Consider the following 16,677-nt stretch of genomic DNA (forward strand, 5'->3'; position numbering starts at 1 on the left):
GCTGCGCCCCAGAGCCCCTGGCTATTCATCTGCCCCGCGCTTGGCGGTACGCATCCGTCGCCGCGCGGGCACGCTTCAGTTCTTCCTCCAGAAAACTCACCCGCCCCGCCAGCGCGTCGCGCCCTGCTCGATACGCTTGCCGGACATTGTCGGTCTCCAGCGCGCGTCAGCGGTCGGCGGCGGCCTGGCGCTCGCCCATGCGCGCCAGTTCCGCGGTCGCTAAATCTCACTGGGCAACGCCATGAGAGGTCTGAGATGGCTCAGCATCTCCTGATCATTGTTTGGAAAGAGTCGATCGTACGGAATCACTATTTCGGGAAACGCTTCGTCGGCGAATGCACTGAGCCCGAAGTGCCTGTGCGGCCTCTTCACTCGTTCGGCGAAATAGGGACCGACGCCAACGTGTGCAATGGCCTGACCCGCTTTCTCGAACTCGGCAATTGACGTAACCGTATATGGGGACTCCTCCAACAATCCCTGCAGCCCTCGCGCCGTCAGCTTTCTCAGCACCAGTGTGTCGAGGTACTCGACAACATGCGGCGCGAACAGGTACCAGTCCTCGTAGGTAACCAGAATTGGATACACTGGCAGCCCATCCGGTTTCCAGGCCGTCTTACACTCCAAGGCGTCATGCACGTTCCTGTAGTGTTGGACGATTGAATCAGCTAAATCGCTCAAGGTTTCCGTGAGGTGTTCGCTATCCGGCGTGATTTTGGCGTCCAGCCTCATTCGGCGTGTCTTACACTCGATCATTAGGTGCCCTGTCGCGTCACTCACAATCCAGTCGACCCCGTCCTTACGATCCCTTTTGACGCGATACTCCTCTTCTGCCATGACTTTCTGGGAAGAGCGCTTGAACTGAACTGTGAGCACGTCTCCGACGTAGTCTTGAAACGCAAGGCCGTAGGCGTTCCCGTACTTGGCTCCACTCTTGGCAAGGTCGTAGAATAAGCCCTCCGTTACGCGCCTTAACACGAGCTCGGGAATGGGACAGAGAAATTGCTTCGGCCGATCGTCCCAAAGACAAACCAGTGGCTTCGCTTCAAGATAGTTCCAAGTGTGGGACCAGCCTTCATCGTATCGCTGAGCAGCCGAGAGTGCTTCGCGGGCCTCTGAATAGCTAGCTCCAACCATCGCGAAATATGCGTCCCGTTCGTCTTGTGTCACACCGACGCCCGAATAATCAGCAGCGGCATCCACAACACCAACGCGCGCGGCTTGGCCTGCCGTGGCAAAAGCCATCGTGATCATTGAGGGAAGACTAGTTCCCACTATCGCCTCAAACATGTCCCGGACGAGTTGACTACCATATACCCTGTGTGCGCGATACAGGCGATCCCAGTCCCTGGGGTTCTGCCATCGTGCTTGCTGGTGCATTAAGGTATGAAGAGACTTCATTGCCCGCTCCCCCGAGTCGATGGCCCTCTTCGATATCTCCTCGGTGATACGCCTGATGTGGTTCACCAAGGGAATTAGGTCGCCTCTGTCCGCTCGCCTCAACCACGGGTCCCGACCAGCGTGCAGCATTGCTTCCCGAGCAAGCAGGTGAAGCTCCCAGTTGAAAACGATGCCAATCGCACTGCCCCAGCGATCCTGAATTGCTGCCCGGCCGGAGCTGTCAACTTCGCCGTGTTTGCGCCGGACAAGCTGCAGCACGGACTCTATTTCCAGCGTTCGAAGAGCGTTTCGGAGCGGTTTGTACTTATCGTAGACGTTAATCATGGCTGGCCGATTGGTCCCATCCCATCTGCTTCATTAGCTTTGCGGTACGAAGCGTTGTCGCGACGAATCGGCATCGCCGCACTATGCGTAGTTTGGTAGCCCATGAATCCGGCGAATCTCGTCGTAGATCGAACTAAATCTGTCAATTTTGGGGCAGTAAAAGTGTCAATCGGCGACCCAGTTGCTTCCGTGAATCCTCAGTTCCTTGCTGGACAAGGCTTTGCGGGTTGCGAAGCAATGTGTCACCGGACAACCAGGGTCATTCCAGCGCGAAAGCTGTGAGCCCGAGCCGTCGAGGCGGCTTTGCAAGCTGGGACATGATGTCCTGGTACGCCTCGTTGACGCGGCCTTCCCCGGAGACAAGCCCGTGAAAACTACTTGCGGTGAGAATGTAATCGCGATCGATCAAGTCGTTCGAGATCTTCTGAGGATCGACATTCTCATAGCCGCCGTTGCGGATCCAGTCCATGCAAAGCCACATCATGTAGTACTGGTGCCGCAGGACCATCGGCTTCTGTCGAAGGAGACTCCAAACAGCACCAGGACTATATCCTTCGCGCTCTGCGAGCGTGATACCGAGTCGATTCGGTATCACCGTATGGATAAGCTCGAGCCTCGCATCACGGTCCATGCGGCCGGCACGCAACGCCTTCACATCGGCGGCCGTCAGCGATTGCTCCTTCAGTTCCTCAATCAAGCCCGCGACGCGATCCTTGTTCTCGGCATGGACGTAGAAATCCTTTGCAATGTCGACTTGATGCTCATCCTTGTCCTCAACAATGCGACGTAGGAGAAGATCCTCGCGCGCCGAACCGGCTGCGATGGCTGCCAGCATGCGGCGCGTTACATGCCGAGCGTCGCGCAACAGCATGTTTCCTGCGATGGAGCGACCTGTCTTGAGTTCCATCCCGAGGCTTTCAGGAATCGATCTTCCAATATGAACCCGGCTGGAATGAGGTGCGATCATCCTGAGCGACTCGACCAATGTGGCCTCGCGGGCATCTGGATTCTTCGTCATCTCGATGAAGGCCGTGTCCGGCAATACAAAGTGTGTCGCGGGTGACTACCGCAGCAGTTCCACAACCTCAGGAGCGCGGGATTCGCGAAGCCTGTTTTGATCCAGAACGATGAGCTGATTGGGCATTTCCTTTCCGTCGACTGATTGCCCGGCATGTACCTCAGGAGTTGTAATGGTTAGTGCGCCGCCACCTGTCCGCCGATCCAGCCGCGATCACGCAGCACATCGAACGCCAGGGAAATTTGCCGAGTCGTGAACTGCCGCTTCCTATCGTTCCAGCCGTAGACCGCATCCGCGACCTCGGACAACGAAGCCTCGGGCCGCTGCTTGGCCACCCAATGCACCGTAGACAGCAGTTCCATACCGAAAGCGGACTCGAAACCGGCAACAAGATCCGACACCCTGTCGAACCGCTCTCGCGTTTCCGGATGATCGGACAAAAAGCGATTGGCTTCGTCCACGGCTCCCGGCACCAGTTCCAATTGTTTGTCCGGCGCATCACCACCATCTGCGTAGCCGCTCACAAGGTGCCCCTCAATCTGTTTGAGGACATGGCGCAGGTTCTCGGCGTATGGACCGTAGTGGGCTTGCCTGAATTGCAGGCGCAGCGGTTGGCCGGCCTCCTGCATGAAATACATCAGCTTGTGCACTTCCAGCAGCGACACAGCCGGATCGAGCAACCCGGCGAGATAGCGCGAGATGAGTTCGACCAGCGCGGCACGTCCCGCCGTCATCTGGGGCACCTCCCGCGTATGCGACATCTTGTCCGATTCCGGAGCGCCCTTCGGTTCGTACACCAGCGTCAGCACATCCGGTAACGCTGCCATTGCGGCGGCGATCATGGGACGCACCTCCTCCCAATCGAGGCCGCCCAGGCCGCTGCCCAGCGGTGGAATCGCAATCGATTGGATCCCCTTGTCCTGGATCACGCGAACGAGATCCTTCAGCCCCGCCTCAATGTCTTCAATCCGGCTTTTTCCTTTCCAATGCCGCTTGGTCGGAAAGTTGATGATGAAGCGGGGATTGGCAAGCTGCCCGGTCGAGAAAACGTGCATGCGGCCGGGCTGCACTTCGTCATGGCGACAGGCCTCCGCGTACAACTTGAAGTTGGCGGGGTAGGCATTCTTAAATTGCAATGCAATGCCGCGCCCCATTACACCGACACAGTTCACGGTATTGACGAGCGCTTCGGCATCCGCATGGAGGATATTGCCTGAGGTGTATTCAATCATGGTTCGTTGCCTCGCTCAGTAGTACCACTCGGGTCGAACTTCGACTGGCGGCCGATGCCCGTTTGCAGGCAGTGCATTCATGACCTGCTGATATGTCTGCGCCGATTGCACGCCGATACGTTCGACAAGCCCCCAAGGGAACCCACGCTCGATCAGGAATTCAGCCTGTTTGCCTTCTTTCATGGAAGCATCAATGCCCGCCCCGCTCCAGCGATTTGTCCCAATGGCTTGCCAGTTCAAATCCCCCAATCGCCCTAGATCCGCACGATCTTCGAAGTACCGGGCGCCGGCATTGGACAGCGTGAATGCCCATCGCAATCCTTGCTGCTGCGCCCACGCCACCGTGGCATGGAGGTCGGCCTCCAGATGCACGATCGGTCCCTGCCCCCCGCGATACGTCAGTTCAGGGTGGTTGGCCTGGTAGATCAGATACAGCATGATCGAGCGCGGACAGAAGTAGAACGGCACACACTGCCCAACATACAACCCCGGGTGGCAAGTCAAGGTGAGCTCGCTGAGACGACGCTGTTTGATCGAGGTCATCCCGATAACCGTGCCCTGAGGGGCGGCTTGGGCCATCACGGCATCGCAGAGCAATCCTGAACTGGCAATAATTGCCGGCAGCTTGTCGAGGTGCACGATGTGATAGATCTTGGGCTGCGCAGGAACGGTCATAAGCAGGTGAGATGCGGGGGGCCGTCTGCCCTACTCCGGGCCCGTTGGAATGCCGGTGATTCTACCAGCGGCGCCCAACGAACCTGCCGGTTGCGGGGCGGCATTTGTCGCCCGATCAGCACTTTCTACCTGCGTCGCAATGTGCATGAGCGCCTACGCTCTATTCCGCGCCACCTGACGATAAGCGTCGGTGGCCGTCCGTGCGGTTTTGAGTTCTTCCTCCAGGAATGCCACCCGCCCGGCCAGCGCGTCGCGCTCGGCCCGGTAGGCTTGCCGCACGTTGTCCGTCTCCAGCGCCCGCCGCCGGTCGGCCGCCGCCTGACGCTCGCCCATGCGCGCCAGTTCCTCGGTCGCCGCCGTCAGCGCCGCCAGCACGCCGGCCTCCTTCTCCGCGAAGCCTGCCCGCTCGGTGGCCAGCGCCGCCTGCAGGACCTTGGCCTCGGCCTGCGCCGCCCGGCTGGCCGCTTCCGCCGCGGCCGCGCGCTCCCGCAGTTCCCGGTTTTCTGCCTCGAGCGTGGCCACGCGCTGGGTCAGCAGTGCCGCCAGCCCACTGCCCTCCCCTACCGCCGCGGCCGGTTGCGCCATTGTCGCAGCCGGCAAAGCGGCGGGCCCGCGTGGCGCGGCCGCGCCGGTCTCGTCCAGGGCGACCCGGATCTCCTTGTGCAGGAACGCCCGCAGGCCGTCGTCCAGCAAGCCCCCCCGCTCCGCTTCGGCCGCCGCGGTCGGCGCGGCCTTGCGTTCGGCGATCACCGCCGCCACGGTCTGGCCGCTGGGTGCGCGGGCGACGCCCGCGGCGGCCAGCAGGCGCCGATAGACCGACGCCCCGAACGTGCGCCCGGTGATCCGATCGATCGCGTCGAAGGCGCGGCGCAGGAAGGTGCGGTTGTCGGCGTGGGCGACGTCGAGCGCCTGCAGCGCGCGGGTGATGGCGAGCAGTTCGGCGTCGGCAAAGGCGGTGGGCGTGCGGGGCATCGGTGAACTATCAAAGTAACGCTGATAGTCTACCCTTTTTTGATACGATTATCAGTATCTTTTATCAGTACGATTTACCATTATCCCAATAATGACAACTGGATCGTCAAAACGGCTATACTGCACCTGCCGTGCGGCGAAGCCGCCTCCCGCTTGGCTTGGCGCGCCGCCGGCGCCGCTCGCACCCCGACTTTTTTGTGCCGAACATGCCTCCTTTGTCCGCGTCGTCCCCTTCGCTACTCCCCGACCCCGGACCGAACGCCGCGACCCCAAATGCCCTCGCGAGCCCGGTGCTGCCCGCCGGCCAGACCGATGCACAACTGCTGCGGACCTGGCTCGATACCAAGTTCGCGGCCGGCCTCGGCATTCGCACGAGCACGCGCGCCCAGTACGCGCTCGAGGCGCACCGCCTGCTGTGGTACGCCCACGCGCTCGGCCGCCCGCTGGCCAGCTGGCAGGTCGCCGACGCCAACGGCTACCTGCGCTTTCTCGCCGATCCGCCGGCGCACGCGGTCGGCGACGGCCGGGCGCGGCAGGACAGCCCGGCCTGGCGCCCGTTGCGCGGCCCACTCTCGGAGGCCTCGCGCCGGCAGACGGCGGTGATCGTCGGCGGAATGTTCGACTGGCTGGTGCAGGTGCAGGCGCTGCGCGTGAATCCGTTCCAGGCCGTGCCGCGCAAGCGCACCGCCACTGGGCCGGGGTCACAGCGGCGTCTGCTGGAAGCCGCGCAGGTGGCGGCCGTCTTCGACGCCATCGAGGCCCGGCCGGCGCCGACGCTTTGGGCGCAATTGCACAAGGCGCGCGACCGCGCCCTGCTGGCCCTGCTGTTCCAGACCGGCTTGCGCGCCTCGGAAGTTGCCGCGCTGACCTGGCCCGACTTCGAGCGCCAGCGTGGCAAGGCCGGGGGCTTCTGGACCGTGCGCATCCGCCACGCCAAGGGCGGCGACGACCAGCTCGTGCCCTGCGACAACGTAATGGGCGAACTGGCGCGCTTCCGGCTACTGGTGGGCCTGTCGCCCGAGCCGAAGCCGACCGACACGATGGCCGTCATTCCCGCCATCGCCGGCGGCCGGCAGCGCGCCGCGCCGCTGACCGACCCGCTTGCGCTGCAACGAAAACTGGCACGGCCGGTGCGCACGCGCCAAGGGATCTATACGATCGTGCGCGAAGCGTTCGGCGAGGCCGCGGCGAAACTGGAAGCGGCCGGTTGCGCCGACGATGCGGCGAGCCTGCGCGCGGCATCGACACACTGGCTGCGCCATGCCCATGCGACACATCTGCTGCGGGCGGGGGTTTCGGTTACGGACGTGCAACGCTCGCTACGTCATCGCGACATCAACACGACGCGGCGCTACACCCATGAGGCCCTCGAAGACGTCGCCCGTGCGGTGGCCGGGAAGCTGCCGGGCGCCGCGCCATCTGGGGCCGCGGCGCCGGTCGGCAGCAACGTGCCTGGCGAAAACTAGCCTCCCCAGGGGATGGCTAAACCGGATGGCTAGATCTTGGTGAACCGCCCACTGGGCGGCCCAGCCAAAGGAGCCTTGATGGCCATCGAAAACCTGTTGCACCTGTCCCCGACCGCCCAGCTTGGGTGGGCGGTTTTCTTCGTGAACGGCTTGTTGCCATTCTTCACGGTCCGCAGCGCGTGCCGTCGCGAGTTGTTGTGGGTCGTCCCGCTCATCGCCGCGACACTCGGCGTAGCCAGCGTGACGATTATCCTGCCCGACGCCGGCAATCTGACAGCACTGTTCCGCCTGTTCCTCGCGGGAACCGCCACCGTCGTGGCCTCCGTTGCTGCAGTGCTGGACGCCTGAGTTAAAGACCTGGCTTGCCCCCGCTCATGGGCTGGGGGCACCCATTTCCATCAGGCATTCCACGGGTCCGTGGGCGGCGCAATACCGATGTCGTTCCGCGCCAGGAAGTCGGGAAGCAAGGGAAAGCGGGCCAGCGGGATCGGGGCGCCCCTTGGGATGAGTGGCGCCCGATCGAAGATGGCCACGCTCGGCTCATTGGCGAACCGCGACGTGAAGTAGATGCCATCGATGCCCGGGTAGGCGTCAAAAATGGCGGCACTCCACAGGTTCGGCCCGCGGTAGTCGGTCGTCGTCAGGACCCGGTTGTCCATCCCCAGATGGAAGTGAGGTTGGGTCAAGTCGGCCAGCCGCAGCGGGCGCCCAAGTTCCGTCCCGAGGTCACTGATGCAGCGTCGGGTCAATTCGTCCTCGTCGAGCAGCAGCGGGCGCGACTTGCCATGGAACTGGTCGCGAATCACTGCTTCTGCCATGCAGGCGGCAAAGCTGGGCGATGCATACAGGACGCCAAACTGGTCGTTGGGAGCGTCGAAGCGATAGGGCATGCCGCCCGTCGACGTCCTGTTGTAGTGGATCGGCCCATAGGTGGACCGGTGAATCCGCCACAGCGGGGTCACAGCAAGGTCCAGTTCCTTCACCGGCATTTGGCGCTCGGCCAGATCGTCCGGGGGCAGCGGACAACCTACTTCCTCGGCGGTCAGGGCGGGCATCACGCTGCCCCCTGGTCGCCAGCAAATCGGTTCCCCGCCGCCGCGACAAGCAGGGCTATCGGCTTGGAACCATCAAGAATCCAGTCCATCGGCCGACTATCGCCGATCGCCTCAAGCGGGCGCTGCATGAAGTTGTGCACCACCCAGCAGCTAGCGTGGTTCTGCACGAATGGCGCAAGGACCTCGGCGAGCCGGTCGGGCTCCGCGTCAAACTGCCACTGCGGATAACGCAGGCCGCGCTGCTTGCCAGGCGGTACCAGCGCGTAGAGGCGACCTTTCAGGCGTGCCTCGTTGATGGCTCGGTCCGACCGGCTCGCATATGCGGCAGCCTCTCGCAGCGGCAAATTTTCGGGTTTCGCCCATTCGTCCAGTGCAAACTGACGGCCACGCTCCCTTGCCGCTCGCAAAGGATCATCTTCACTCAGAGCTGTCACACTGGCAGAGGCCGACGCAGGTGACTCCTGCCCCAACGCCCTCGCGGCCGCCAAGAGCAACTGGTCGATCCGCGCCTGGGGTTCCGCCAGAACGCGCGCGGCCACTAGCTCCGCAGGGCCCACCAGTTCCATGACACGTGCAACGAGTGCCGTGCCGAAGTCCGGCGTCTGCTGAGACAGAAGTGATTCTTCTCGAGCAAGTTCGGCTGCGCTCTTGATAACGACGACAAGAACGTTGTCAGTCTTGCCCTGGACTTTATGTGAAAGGGGCTCATGCCGGGGCTTGCCACTCAGTGCAGCTTCGAATGCCTTTCTAATCGCGGCCTCTGGGATCGCCAGACTTCCCCGCTCTACAGTCGGCCTGAGCGCCAAGAAGTGGTGGGAAGGATGTGGGTCCGCAAACGCCACGTGCGGCAGCTCCACGAGATCGTCCTCCAGATGGTCCCAAGAGCCAGACATGGACGCACTTCCGAGCTCGTACCAAAGATTCCGCGTTCGGATTGGGATCTCGTCAGGCGTGAATCCCGACACCTTTCCTCCTTCTGCGTGGACTTTGAAGGAATAGAAGTTGTGGGTATCGACACGCGTAGCTTTTGGCGACATCGGCGCAATGGAGCGTTTAGTCGATCGAGCCTTGGGGGGACGCTTAACTTCCATTTGGACCCTCATGTTCATGAACTTCATGAACATCATGGCAGACTATCTGCCAATAGTCCAAGCCTCCTAGCATTTGAGACTTATCGCGCACTTCTTGCTACGTGCTCAGGCCCTCCCCTACCGTGCAGGCCAACACGCTTGAACGACCGCTGACGCCGGACGGTGCCGCATTGATTCGTGCACGTTCAGTATATAAAAACGTCCCCTTCCCTTCCCCGGCGCGTTTAACGATAGCGGCCTCGGCGCAGGATCGTCCGTGATGCCGCAATGCTGGCGGCCATGTGTCCCCTGTAGCGCGGCTGGAATCTCGTTCGATCTACCGACCGAGGCACCGGCACGGGCGCCGCCGGCTCAGCGCCTCTAATTGCGGAAGTGCCATCGCCAGAGGCGTCGAGGACGTGTAGCTGTTTCGGTGGACAGCCACCGATGGCTAATTGACGGCGACGCGCGAACCGTCATCGAGCACGAAGGATTTCCCACGGAACGCTGTCGCAAGCTTCGCGATGCGAGTGCGAGATGCCGCAGCGTCAGCCTCGTTGCGTTCGATCTCGGCCTTCTCGGATGCGGCCTGTGCTGCTACAAGCCCACGTGAATCACTATCTGGTAGCTATCTAGTAGCCTTGCATTCGGGCTGCACGCGGCCCTAGTCGACTAGAGTCGTTCGCGCCGGCGGCAGGAGGAAGGATAGGTGGTAGCTATCCGCTAGCTTCCTTGTAGGACTCGATCCAACCTTCTTCGGCAAGGCAGGCTATCTGATAGCTATCCGATAACCCTACTCTGGTAGCCCACGCCACCCTCCCCCTGGCTCCCGGCCCATTCAATCTAGGAAGCGGGTAGATGCTACTTGGTAGCTATCCGATAGCCTGAGCTATTGCTCTCTCTATGACGGCGGTCCAGATCTTTGTGCCCGCCGATCAATCTGATGGCTTATCTTGCCAGCTCTCTGGTAGCTACCAGCTAGGCTCTAAACCAAGGAATCAGGGGCTACGAGGTTGACGGCAGATAGCTATCAGCTAGCTTTTTAGGGCCGATTGAGGAGAATTTCTTTCGGACCGTGCGCCTCAAGAACCGGCGGCACGATACCAATTAAGGTATCTTACAGATATCCTATAGCTATCTGATAGGTATCTAACAATGCCTTACATGCCTTACTCTAAGCCATGTGCGAGAATACATTGGTATCTATCAGATACCTATTTAGTAGCTCTAAGAGGATAGCAGGCTAGCATAGACGCTATCTCACAGCTATCGGACAGGATACTGGCTAAGGTACCCGTGAAATATCTAGATAGCTACTTAGTAGCTATCAGATTTCCATTTGCTACTGGGTAGCTATCGGCTATACTCCTGTGCGCCGGATACCACAAAGGTACCTGGCAGCTAACATCTACCCGGTAGCTACCAGCTATCACTAATAGGAGCGTTTATGCCGGTAATCGTGTTCGTCTCTCCGAAGGGTGGTGCTGGCAAGACAACCAGTTGCCTGGCGCTTGCAACGATCGTGGCGGAGAAGGGCCAAAGCGTCACAGTAATCGACGCAGACCCCAATCATCCTGTTCAGACTTGGGCGAAGGATGGTGCAGCCCCAGAAACGATGACGATCGTGTCCGATGTCACAGAAGAGGACATCGCGGATCGGATTGACGACGCGGCAAAAGCTTCGACATTTGTGTTCGTGGACCTGGAAGGTACCGCTGCAACAATCGTCGCCCACGCCATTAGCGAGGCCGACTTTGTGGTGGTACCAACGCAAGGTTCACAGCTCGACGCAGAGCAGGCGGGGAGGGCGTTCAGGCTGATCCGGGCGCATGAACGTGGCATCCAAAAGCACAAGCCGGACTACCGCCTTCCATACGCGGTGCTGTTCACGCGGACGTCGGTGGCAATCCAAAGCCGCGACACCGCCCACATCCGCAAGACGTTCGCTGACGCCAGCATTCCGGTGTTCAAAGTCGAGTTGAATGAGCGCGCTGCGTTCAAGGCCATGTTCTCGTACAGGCAGACCCTTAGTGGACTGAGCCGGTCCGAGGTCTCCAACGTCGACAAGGCCATTGAAAACGCCGAAGCGTTCGCAGCAGAAGTTCTGCAAATGCTCCGCCAGCCCAAGCAAGTCCAGCAGAGTGAGGTGACACAATGAGCCGAGCGAATCCTCTCGATCTGGCTCTCGACGAGTTCACTCCTCGCGAGCGCGAAGACAAGCCTCGTGCAGACCGCGAGACCGTTGCCCAGGTGGCAAAGGACAATGGATTCGTCAGCCGCGATCCAAAGAAGGTTGCTGAAGCCGCGACGCCACGACGCCAACGCCGATTCACAACCGGCCGGAATCAGCAGATCAACATCAAAGCGACGGCAGAAACTGTCGCGCGCTTCAATGCCCTTGCCGACGAACTAAACCTGCCGGCAGGTGCGCTGCTGGAGCGCGCAGTTCAGATCCTGGAGGAAAAGTACAAGCGAGGCTGATAGCTACCCGATAGCTATCGGGTAGGTACTTCGTTCAGCGTCTTGTGTCGTGCGTACCTGTGAGGCGCGCCAAGGAAGGCGCGATCCGTTCGAAGTCGAAGCATGCGCATTGGCGAACAACCAATAGTCCCGGCCCCCCATCGCTGAACTATCAACTGCTGGCGGCCCATCGCTGAACTATCAAACGGAGCATCGCCGTACCATCGCTGAACTATCAAACGCATGTGGCGTGCCATTGCTGAATAACCAATACTGCTCCCTCCTGGGTCGCTAGAAACGTGCATCAAAGTGCACTCACTGGTGGGCTTTCTGGTAGCTACTGGCTACTTGCCCCCAAAAGCTCACTGTTTTTGCCCCTCTTTTGATAGTTGAGCAATGGCTCAATCCATCGTCGTCGGCACAACTCTTACCCACAAAGGCTATAAACGAGAGTAACTGCTTACGTTCACAAGCGGTATCATCAACAGCCCCGAGGCTCCTAAAGCATACCGAATGACGCCAAAGGCCCGTGGCAGCAAAGAAATGTGGATATCTCAGCACACGATGAGCTGACTATTGGTTGATCGGCGATCTACCAATAGTGAATCGGCGATCAACTATTAGTGGTATGGCTGAATCACTAGCGGCTGTATACGTGTACTGCTATTGATAGTTCGCCTCTTATCCACAGACATAAGTCATTGTTTTATAAGAAAAAACGGCGTTACCTAATCAGGCTTTAAATCGTAAACGAATAATGCAATGTGGCTACCGCACATCATGAGCCGCAGCTACAGCGAATGTTCGTTTGAGAGATAGTTTGAAAACCGTTGGTGAACTATCAAGCATCATCGCTGAATCACCAATAGTGCGTCCTTGACACAGGTATACGCCCCCCCATAATGCAGCCTAGTCAAGGGAGAGGATATGGAGCCACGTCCACAACCAGAGGAAGAATTTCAGCTTGTGGCCGAGTCCGAGGCAGGATCGACACGGGTTGGCCGTGGCCAGCGCGTACCTGGCGCAGGAAAGCGCACCTCCAATTCCGAAGAACTCCTCAACGCAACGGAAAAGCTGCTGGCCAATGCGGCAACTCGTAAGGCCCGCGGTGTTGTCAACGCCCCCATCCCGTTGGAGTTGCCGTTCTGGCACGAGGACAAACGAGCACTTCCCAATCCGCTTGCCCGCGGTGCGCTCTTTACGGCGACAAAGGATAACAACCGCGAGTATTACAAGGGCACCAAAGTCACGACGCTGGCGAACATCGACATCATCTACAAAGGCGAAGAGCTCCGCCAAGATGATATGAGCGTGCTGCTGACGATTTTCCACCTTGCCAGGCAGCGGCCGCTATCGAAGGACGAGCCGGTTGAATTCACTGCGTATAGCTTCCTCAAGGAGGTAGGGTGGACGATAAACGGTCAAGAGTACAAGCATCTCCAGGAGTGCTTCGACCGGCTTTCGGCCAACCAGGTCAAGGTGTTGGCCGATGGCGGGAAGGCGGGCTATGCAGGCTCCCTGGTTCGTTCGTTCGAATGGCGTGACTCAAGTGGCAAGTCCCTGAGCAAGTGGAAAGTCTGGCTCGAGCCCAAGATTGCTGGGCTCTTTACCCAAGACTCCTTCACCCTCATGGAGTGGGCAGATCGCAAAAAGATCGGCCAGCGATCCCCCTTGGCTCTTTGGCTGCATAGCTTTCTTTCGACCCACCGCGAGCCTATACCTCTCTCAGTTGAAAAGTACCGCGAACTGAGTGGGGCGAAAGAGAAGTCCCTCGCTGGCTTCCGCATGCGCCTGAAAGCTGCCCTGAATCGGCTGAAGGAATGCGGCATCATCGAGGCATTCGAGCTCAAGAACGATTTTGTGTATGTGACAAGGCGTCGGCCGAAACTTTCAGCTGCGTAAGCCTCAAGCGAGCAATACGCGGTGCCTACGGGCTTGCGCATACCCAGAAGCAAAAAAGGCCCCAGAGAGATTCTGGGGCCTTTCTTCATCCACCGGCGGCGGCCAAGTAGTTGACTCGCGCTATCTTGTGGAATGCCGTCGAGCGGCCTGCGCCTAATTTGACTCAGGCCAGGCCCGCCTCAACAACGAATCGCGACGTTGGGTTCTTCTTTGCGGTCGATATGACCAGCGAGTCGCGCGCCCGTGTCAGGGCCACGTAGAACAAGCGGCGTTCTTCGCTTTCGGGGCTATCACTATCGGGTGCGATGGTCTCCTCGGCTCTGACGATCACAACACCGTGCCATTCGCGGCCCTTGGATGCGTGCATCGTGGTCAGTACGAGCGCATCTTCGGCCGGCTCATTGTTCTTCCTTCGCAGAAACTCCAGCCGATCGGAGAAGGGCCCGCTCAACTGACTGAGCACGTCATAGGCCGTATTGATTGCACGCTTGCCCTGGTCTTCGGTCACGTGTTTGAGCATCCACTCGTGGACGCCATCGAGGACCAGAGAGAAAAACTGGCGATCACAGAGCGCCTGCCATTCCGCCAGCTTCTTCAGGAAGTCGCGATACTTGTCCGCCGTGGACTCGGCAATGCCGGCTTCCAACAAATCCTTCTTGCGCGGAATGTCTCCCGCAGCCTTTCGCTTGGCAAGTGAGTGCAGCAGCTGCAGCTCATGGGAACCGAGTCCTGCGAAACCCAGCAGGGCATCCATACCGGTGGACTTTGTCTTCTGGATCAGTTCCAGCAGATCCCCCATCAGTGCGGCTTCGGGACGGTCGAGGATCGAGCGACCCGAGGCGCGGTAGTACTTCACGCCATGCGAGCGACATACGGCCTCCAAAGGGTCGAGAATGCGGTTCGTGCGAGCCAGGACCGCCGCCGTCTTGCCCGCTCGCAGGATAGGGGTCAGCGTTTCGACTGCTGCAACCGCCTCCCTGTACTCGTCATCCAGCCGCTTGAACTCGATTGTCCCGCCTGGCCCTCGGTTGGCCACCAGATCCTTCTGGATCCGATCCTTGTTATTGCGAATGACGCTGTCCGCGACCGCGAGAATCTCGGCGTGCGAGCGATAGTTCTTCCCGAGCACTACCGATCGCGCATCAAAATCCTTGATGAAAGCCTCCATACCCCGAAAGCCGAGCGCGCTCCGGAAGCCGTAGATGGACTGGTCGTCATCGCCCACCACGGTGACGATGGCTCCTGCGGCCGCGTGCAGTGATGTCCAGCGCGACTGCAAGTTGTCGCAGTCCTGGTACTCGTCGACCAGCAGGTGCGTCACCCGGTATGGGTCAATCGAGCCGTCCTGCATTCCGGCTACGGCCAGACGCAACATGTCCTGGAAGTCGATCTTTCCATTGCGGGCAAGCGCGGCTTGGTAGGCCTCGTAGAGGAGAGATTCAGGCGTGCCAGACGGTGGCCCCGAGAGCTCCATCTTGACGCGCTCGATGGCGGCAATCGCATCCTCGACCTTCCACTCGATGCCGCATTCCAGAAGGATCTGGCCGACGATTGCACTTCTGACACCGTCGTTGACGATATCGGTACGCTGGGAGGCCGACTTGCCGAGCTGCTTGTACGCAAGTGAGTGGAACGTTCCGGCGAGGAGCCGCTTCTTCGCGCCGGCACCCGCCAGCGCAAGGATGCGATCTCGCAGTTCTACGGCGGCATCTTTACTGAACGTCACTGCGCCGACGGTGATGTCCGGATCGGCAAGTAGTACAGCCGCCTTCGCTGCAATGGTCGCCGTCTTTCCGGCGCCTGGGACGGCCACGGCAACACAGTGCGAGCGCAGGTCAACTACTTCGCGCTGAGATGGATTCAATCCTTGCAGAACTTTGTCGAGCGACATGGCGATCGCCAGGTGGCAGTTGGTGCCGAGTGGTGCCATGACATGCCGGAATGTCCCGGCTGATCCGTCGAAGTGGCACTACGTGGCAGATGTTGATATCGGACTACGTGTCACGTAGAGGGATGTCGTGGCACTTGGGCGTAATTGATCTGACCAAGTGCCACATACATCCGATGGAGTTAGATGCCGCGGACGGTAGTCATCAGCTTCATGTGCGTGGTATAGCAGCGCAGGCCGAGCGGTTGGAACTTGCGGAGGAACCGGGTGACCTCATCGTTCACGTCGCTCTGGTCGCGGATGCTGTTCCAAACCATGAAATCAAACTCGTCCATGGTCTGGTCAAACTTGATGAGGACCTGGAGTGCTCGCACCGCGAAGCGCGAAAAGGCCTGGACTTCGAGATTGAGGGCAGGGCGCTGAATCGTCGGAGTAAAGACAATGTCGTTGTTTGCACGCATCTCCTGTTCGCGCTGCGTGCGATAGCCGGAAGCAACGCGATGCTGCTCCTCGACATAGTCTTCCAACTTGCCCAACTCACGCTCAAGGTACGTTTCTAGCGTCGAGAGCTCGTTGCGCGCGAAGGTGTTCTGCCCGAAACGCTGCAGGTTCAGCGACATGCGGTTCATGTACGGCCACCATTGCTCGAAGAGCGGGCGCAGGCGGGTGTGCTTGATCTTCAGCGCTACGGGTACGATCGCCGCACCTGCAAGCTCACGATTGAGGATCTGCAGGCCCAGTTCGCGGCGGCGACGGACGATAGCCTGACGGTCTTCGGCTGGCAGCTCGCGGAACAGCTTCCGGGTGCGTTCCACCTCGGCCTTTTGCTTCTCGTGATCTGCCGTCGAGATCAGGCCTTCCTTCCGCAACGTGTCGGCCGATTCCTCCATCTCGCGGAGTTCGGTTTCAACGTCGCCGGAATTGTCGATTGCGCTGGAGCCGGAAACAGTCGGCACTGCGGCGCCGACGGGGTCGATTGCTGCTGTCGAACCTGCAACGAGCTCGTCGGTGGGGGTCAGATCGGTCGTGGTCATCAGTTGCTCCAAGAAACCTCTTCCTTCAGGGCGAGGTGAAAAGGAATGCCGTGGCTTGACAACGGCACTCCGTCTGTAAAATCATCTGCATGATCGTCGTCTACCGCTACCGGGTGAAATCGCTTAACGGTTTGCTGAACAAGCAAAGCCGAGCGGTGAACTACGTCTGGAACTTCTGCAACG

The 16,677-nt window shown here is 60.0% G+C and carries 15 protein-coding genes; 5 read left to right on the plus strand and 10 right to left on the minus strand.

Translation table 11 applies throughout. The features are described from left to right. Positions 1-219: 219 nt before the first annotated feature. The 5 genes from RN01_RS32535 to RN01_RS32540 form a co-directional block, all read right to left on the minus strand. Entirely contained in the window at positions 220-1,722 is a 1,503-nt protein-coding gene (locus RN01_RS32535; protein ID WP_008648279.1) for a hypothetical protein, read from the minus strand. A gap of 259 nt (positions 1,723-1,981) precedes the next feature. Continuing rightward, a complete protein-coding gene (locus RN01_RS21370; RefSeq protein WP_152415027.1) occupies positions 1,982-2,740 on the minus strand; it encodes a hypothetical protein in 759 nt (252 codons plus the stop codon). A gap of 176 nt (positions 2,741-2,916) precedes the next feature. After that, complete coding sequence (locus RN01_RS21375; RefSeq protein WP_008648283.1) at positions 2,917-3,972, minus strand: macro domain-containing protein; 1,056 nt, start codon at positions 3,970-3,972, stop codon at positions 2,917-2,919. A gap of 15 nt (positions 3,973-3,987) precedes the next feature. Next, entirely contained in the window at positions 3,988-4,647 is a 660-nt protein-coding gene (locus RN01_RS21380; RefSeq protein ID WP_008648285.1) for a DUF4433 domain-containing protein, read from the minus strand. A gap of 153 nt (positions 4,648-4,800) precedes the next feature. Further along, positions 4,801-5,619 (minus strand): hypothetical protein, encoded by an 819-nt coding sequence (locus RN01_RS32540; RefSeq protein WP_051705374.1) that lies wholly within the window; start codon positions 5,617-5,619, stop codon positions 4,801-4,803. Between the two features lie 206 nt (positions 5,620-5,825). On the opposite strand from RN01_RS32540, the gene RN01_RS21395 reads away from it, so the two are divergent. After that, positions 5,826-7,085, plus strand: coding sequence for a tyrosine-type recombinase/integrase (locus tag RN01_RS21395; RefSeq protein ID WP_051705376.1), 1,260 nt, complete (start codon positions 5,826-5,828; stop codon positions 7,083-7,085). Between the two features lie 78 nt (positions 7,086-7,163). Then, complete coding sequence (locus tag RN01_RS21400) at positions 7,164-7,433, plus strand: hypothetical protein (RefSeq protein WP_035882527.1); 270 nt, start codon at positions 7,164-7,166, stop codon at positions 7,431-7,433. A 50-nt stretch (positions 7,434-7,483) separates the two neighbouring features. Here the strand turns inward: RN01_RS21400 and RN01_RS21405 are convergent, their stop codons facing one another. Further along, positions 7,484-8,140, minus strand: a complete 657-nt coding sequence (locus tag RN01_RS21405; RefSeq protein WP_035882525.1) for an RES family NAD+ phosphorylase — start codon at positions 8,138-8,140, stop codon at positions 7,484-7,486. Continuing rightward, positions 8,140-9,267 (minus strand): hypothetical protein, encoded by a 1,128-nt coding sequence (locus RN01_RS32545; RefSeq protein ID WP_051705373.1) that lies wholly within the window; start codon positions 9,265-9,267, stop codon positions 8,140-8,142. The genes RN01_RS21405 and RN01_RS32545 overlap by 1 nt, the downstream gene beginning before the upstream one ends. Before the next feature lie 1,390 nt (positions 9,268-10,657). Here RN01_RS32545 and RN01_RS21415 point away from each other — a divergent pair. From RN01_RS21415 to trfA, 3 genes are all read left to right on the plus strand, one after another. Next, on the plus strand, positions 10,658-11,368 hold the full coding sequence (locus RN01_RS21415) for a ParA family protein (protein ID WP_035882523.1): 711 nt from the start codon (positions 10,658-10,660) through the stop codon (positions 11,366-11,368). After that, on the plus strand, positions 11,365-11,691 hold the full coding sequence (locus RN01_RS21420; RefSeq protein WP_035882522.1) for a hypothetical protein: 327 nt from the start codon (positions 11,365-11,367) through the stop codon (positions 11,689-11,691). The genes RN01_RS21415 and RN01_RS21420 overlap by 4 nt, the downstream gene beginning before the upstream one ends. A 906-nt stretch (positions 11,692-12,597) precedes the next feature. Beyond that, positions 12,598-13,572 carry a plasmid replication initiator TrfA gene (trfA, locus tag RN01_RS21425; RefSeq protein ID WP_051705372.1) on the plus strand — a complete coding sequence of 325 codons (975 nt, stop codon included), beginning with the start codon at positions 12,598-12,600 and terminating at the stop codon, positions 13,570-13,572. Between the two features lie 163 nt (positions 13,573-13,735). Here the strand turns inward: trfA and RN01_RS21430 are convergent, their stop codons facing one another. From RN01_RS21430 to RN01_RS35030, 3 genes are all read right to left on the minus strand, one after another. Beyond that, complete coding sequence (locus RN01_RS21430) at positions 13,736-15,463, minus strand: ATP-dependent helicase (RefSeq protein WP_035882540.1); 1,728 nt, start codon at positions 15,461-15,463, stop codon at positions 13,736-13,738. A gap of 179 nt (positions 15,464-15,642) precedes the next feature. Next, positions 15,643-16,494: a hypothetical protein gene (locus tag RN01_RS21435; protein WP_035882521.1), complete on the minus strand. Its 852-nt coding sequence runs from the start codon at positions 16,492-16,494 to the stop codon at positions 15,643-15,645. Further along, positions 16,494-16,677, minus strand: a 184-nt coding sequence (locus RN01_RS35030; RefSeq protein ID WP_304413593.1) for a hypothetical protein, incomplete at its 5' end; no start/stop codon positions are given. The genes RN01_RS21435 and RN01_RS35030, both read right to left, overlap by 1 nt.

Origin of the sequence: Cupriavidus sp. SHE, from assembly GCF_000812445.1 — a bacterium.
In the GTDB taxonomy this organism is placed as follows: Bacteria; Pseudomonadota; Gammaproteobacteria; order Burkholderiales; family Burkholderiaceae; genus Cupriavidus; species Cupriavidus metallidurans.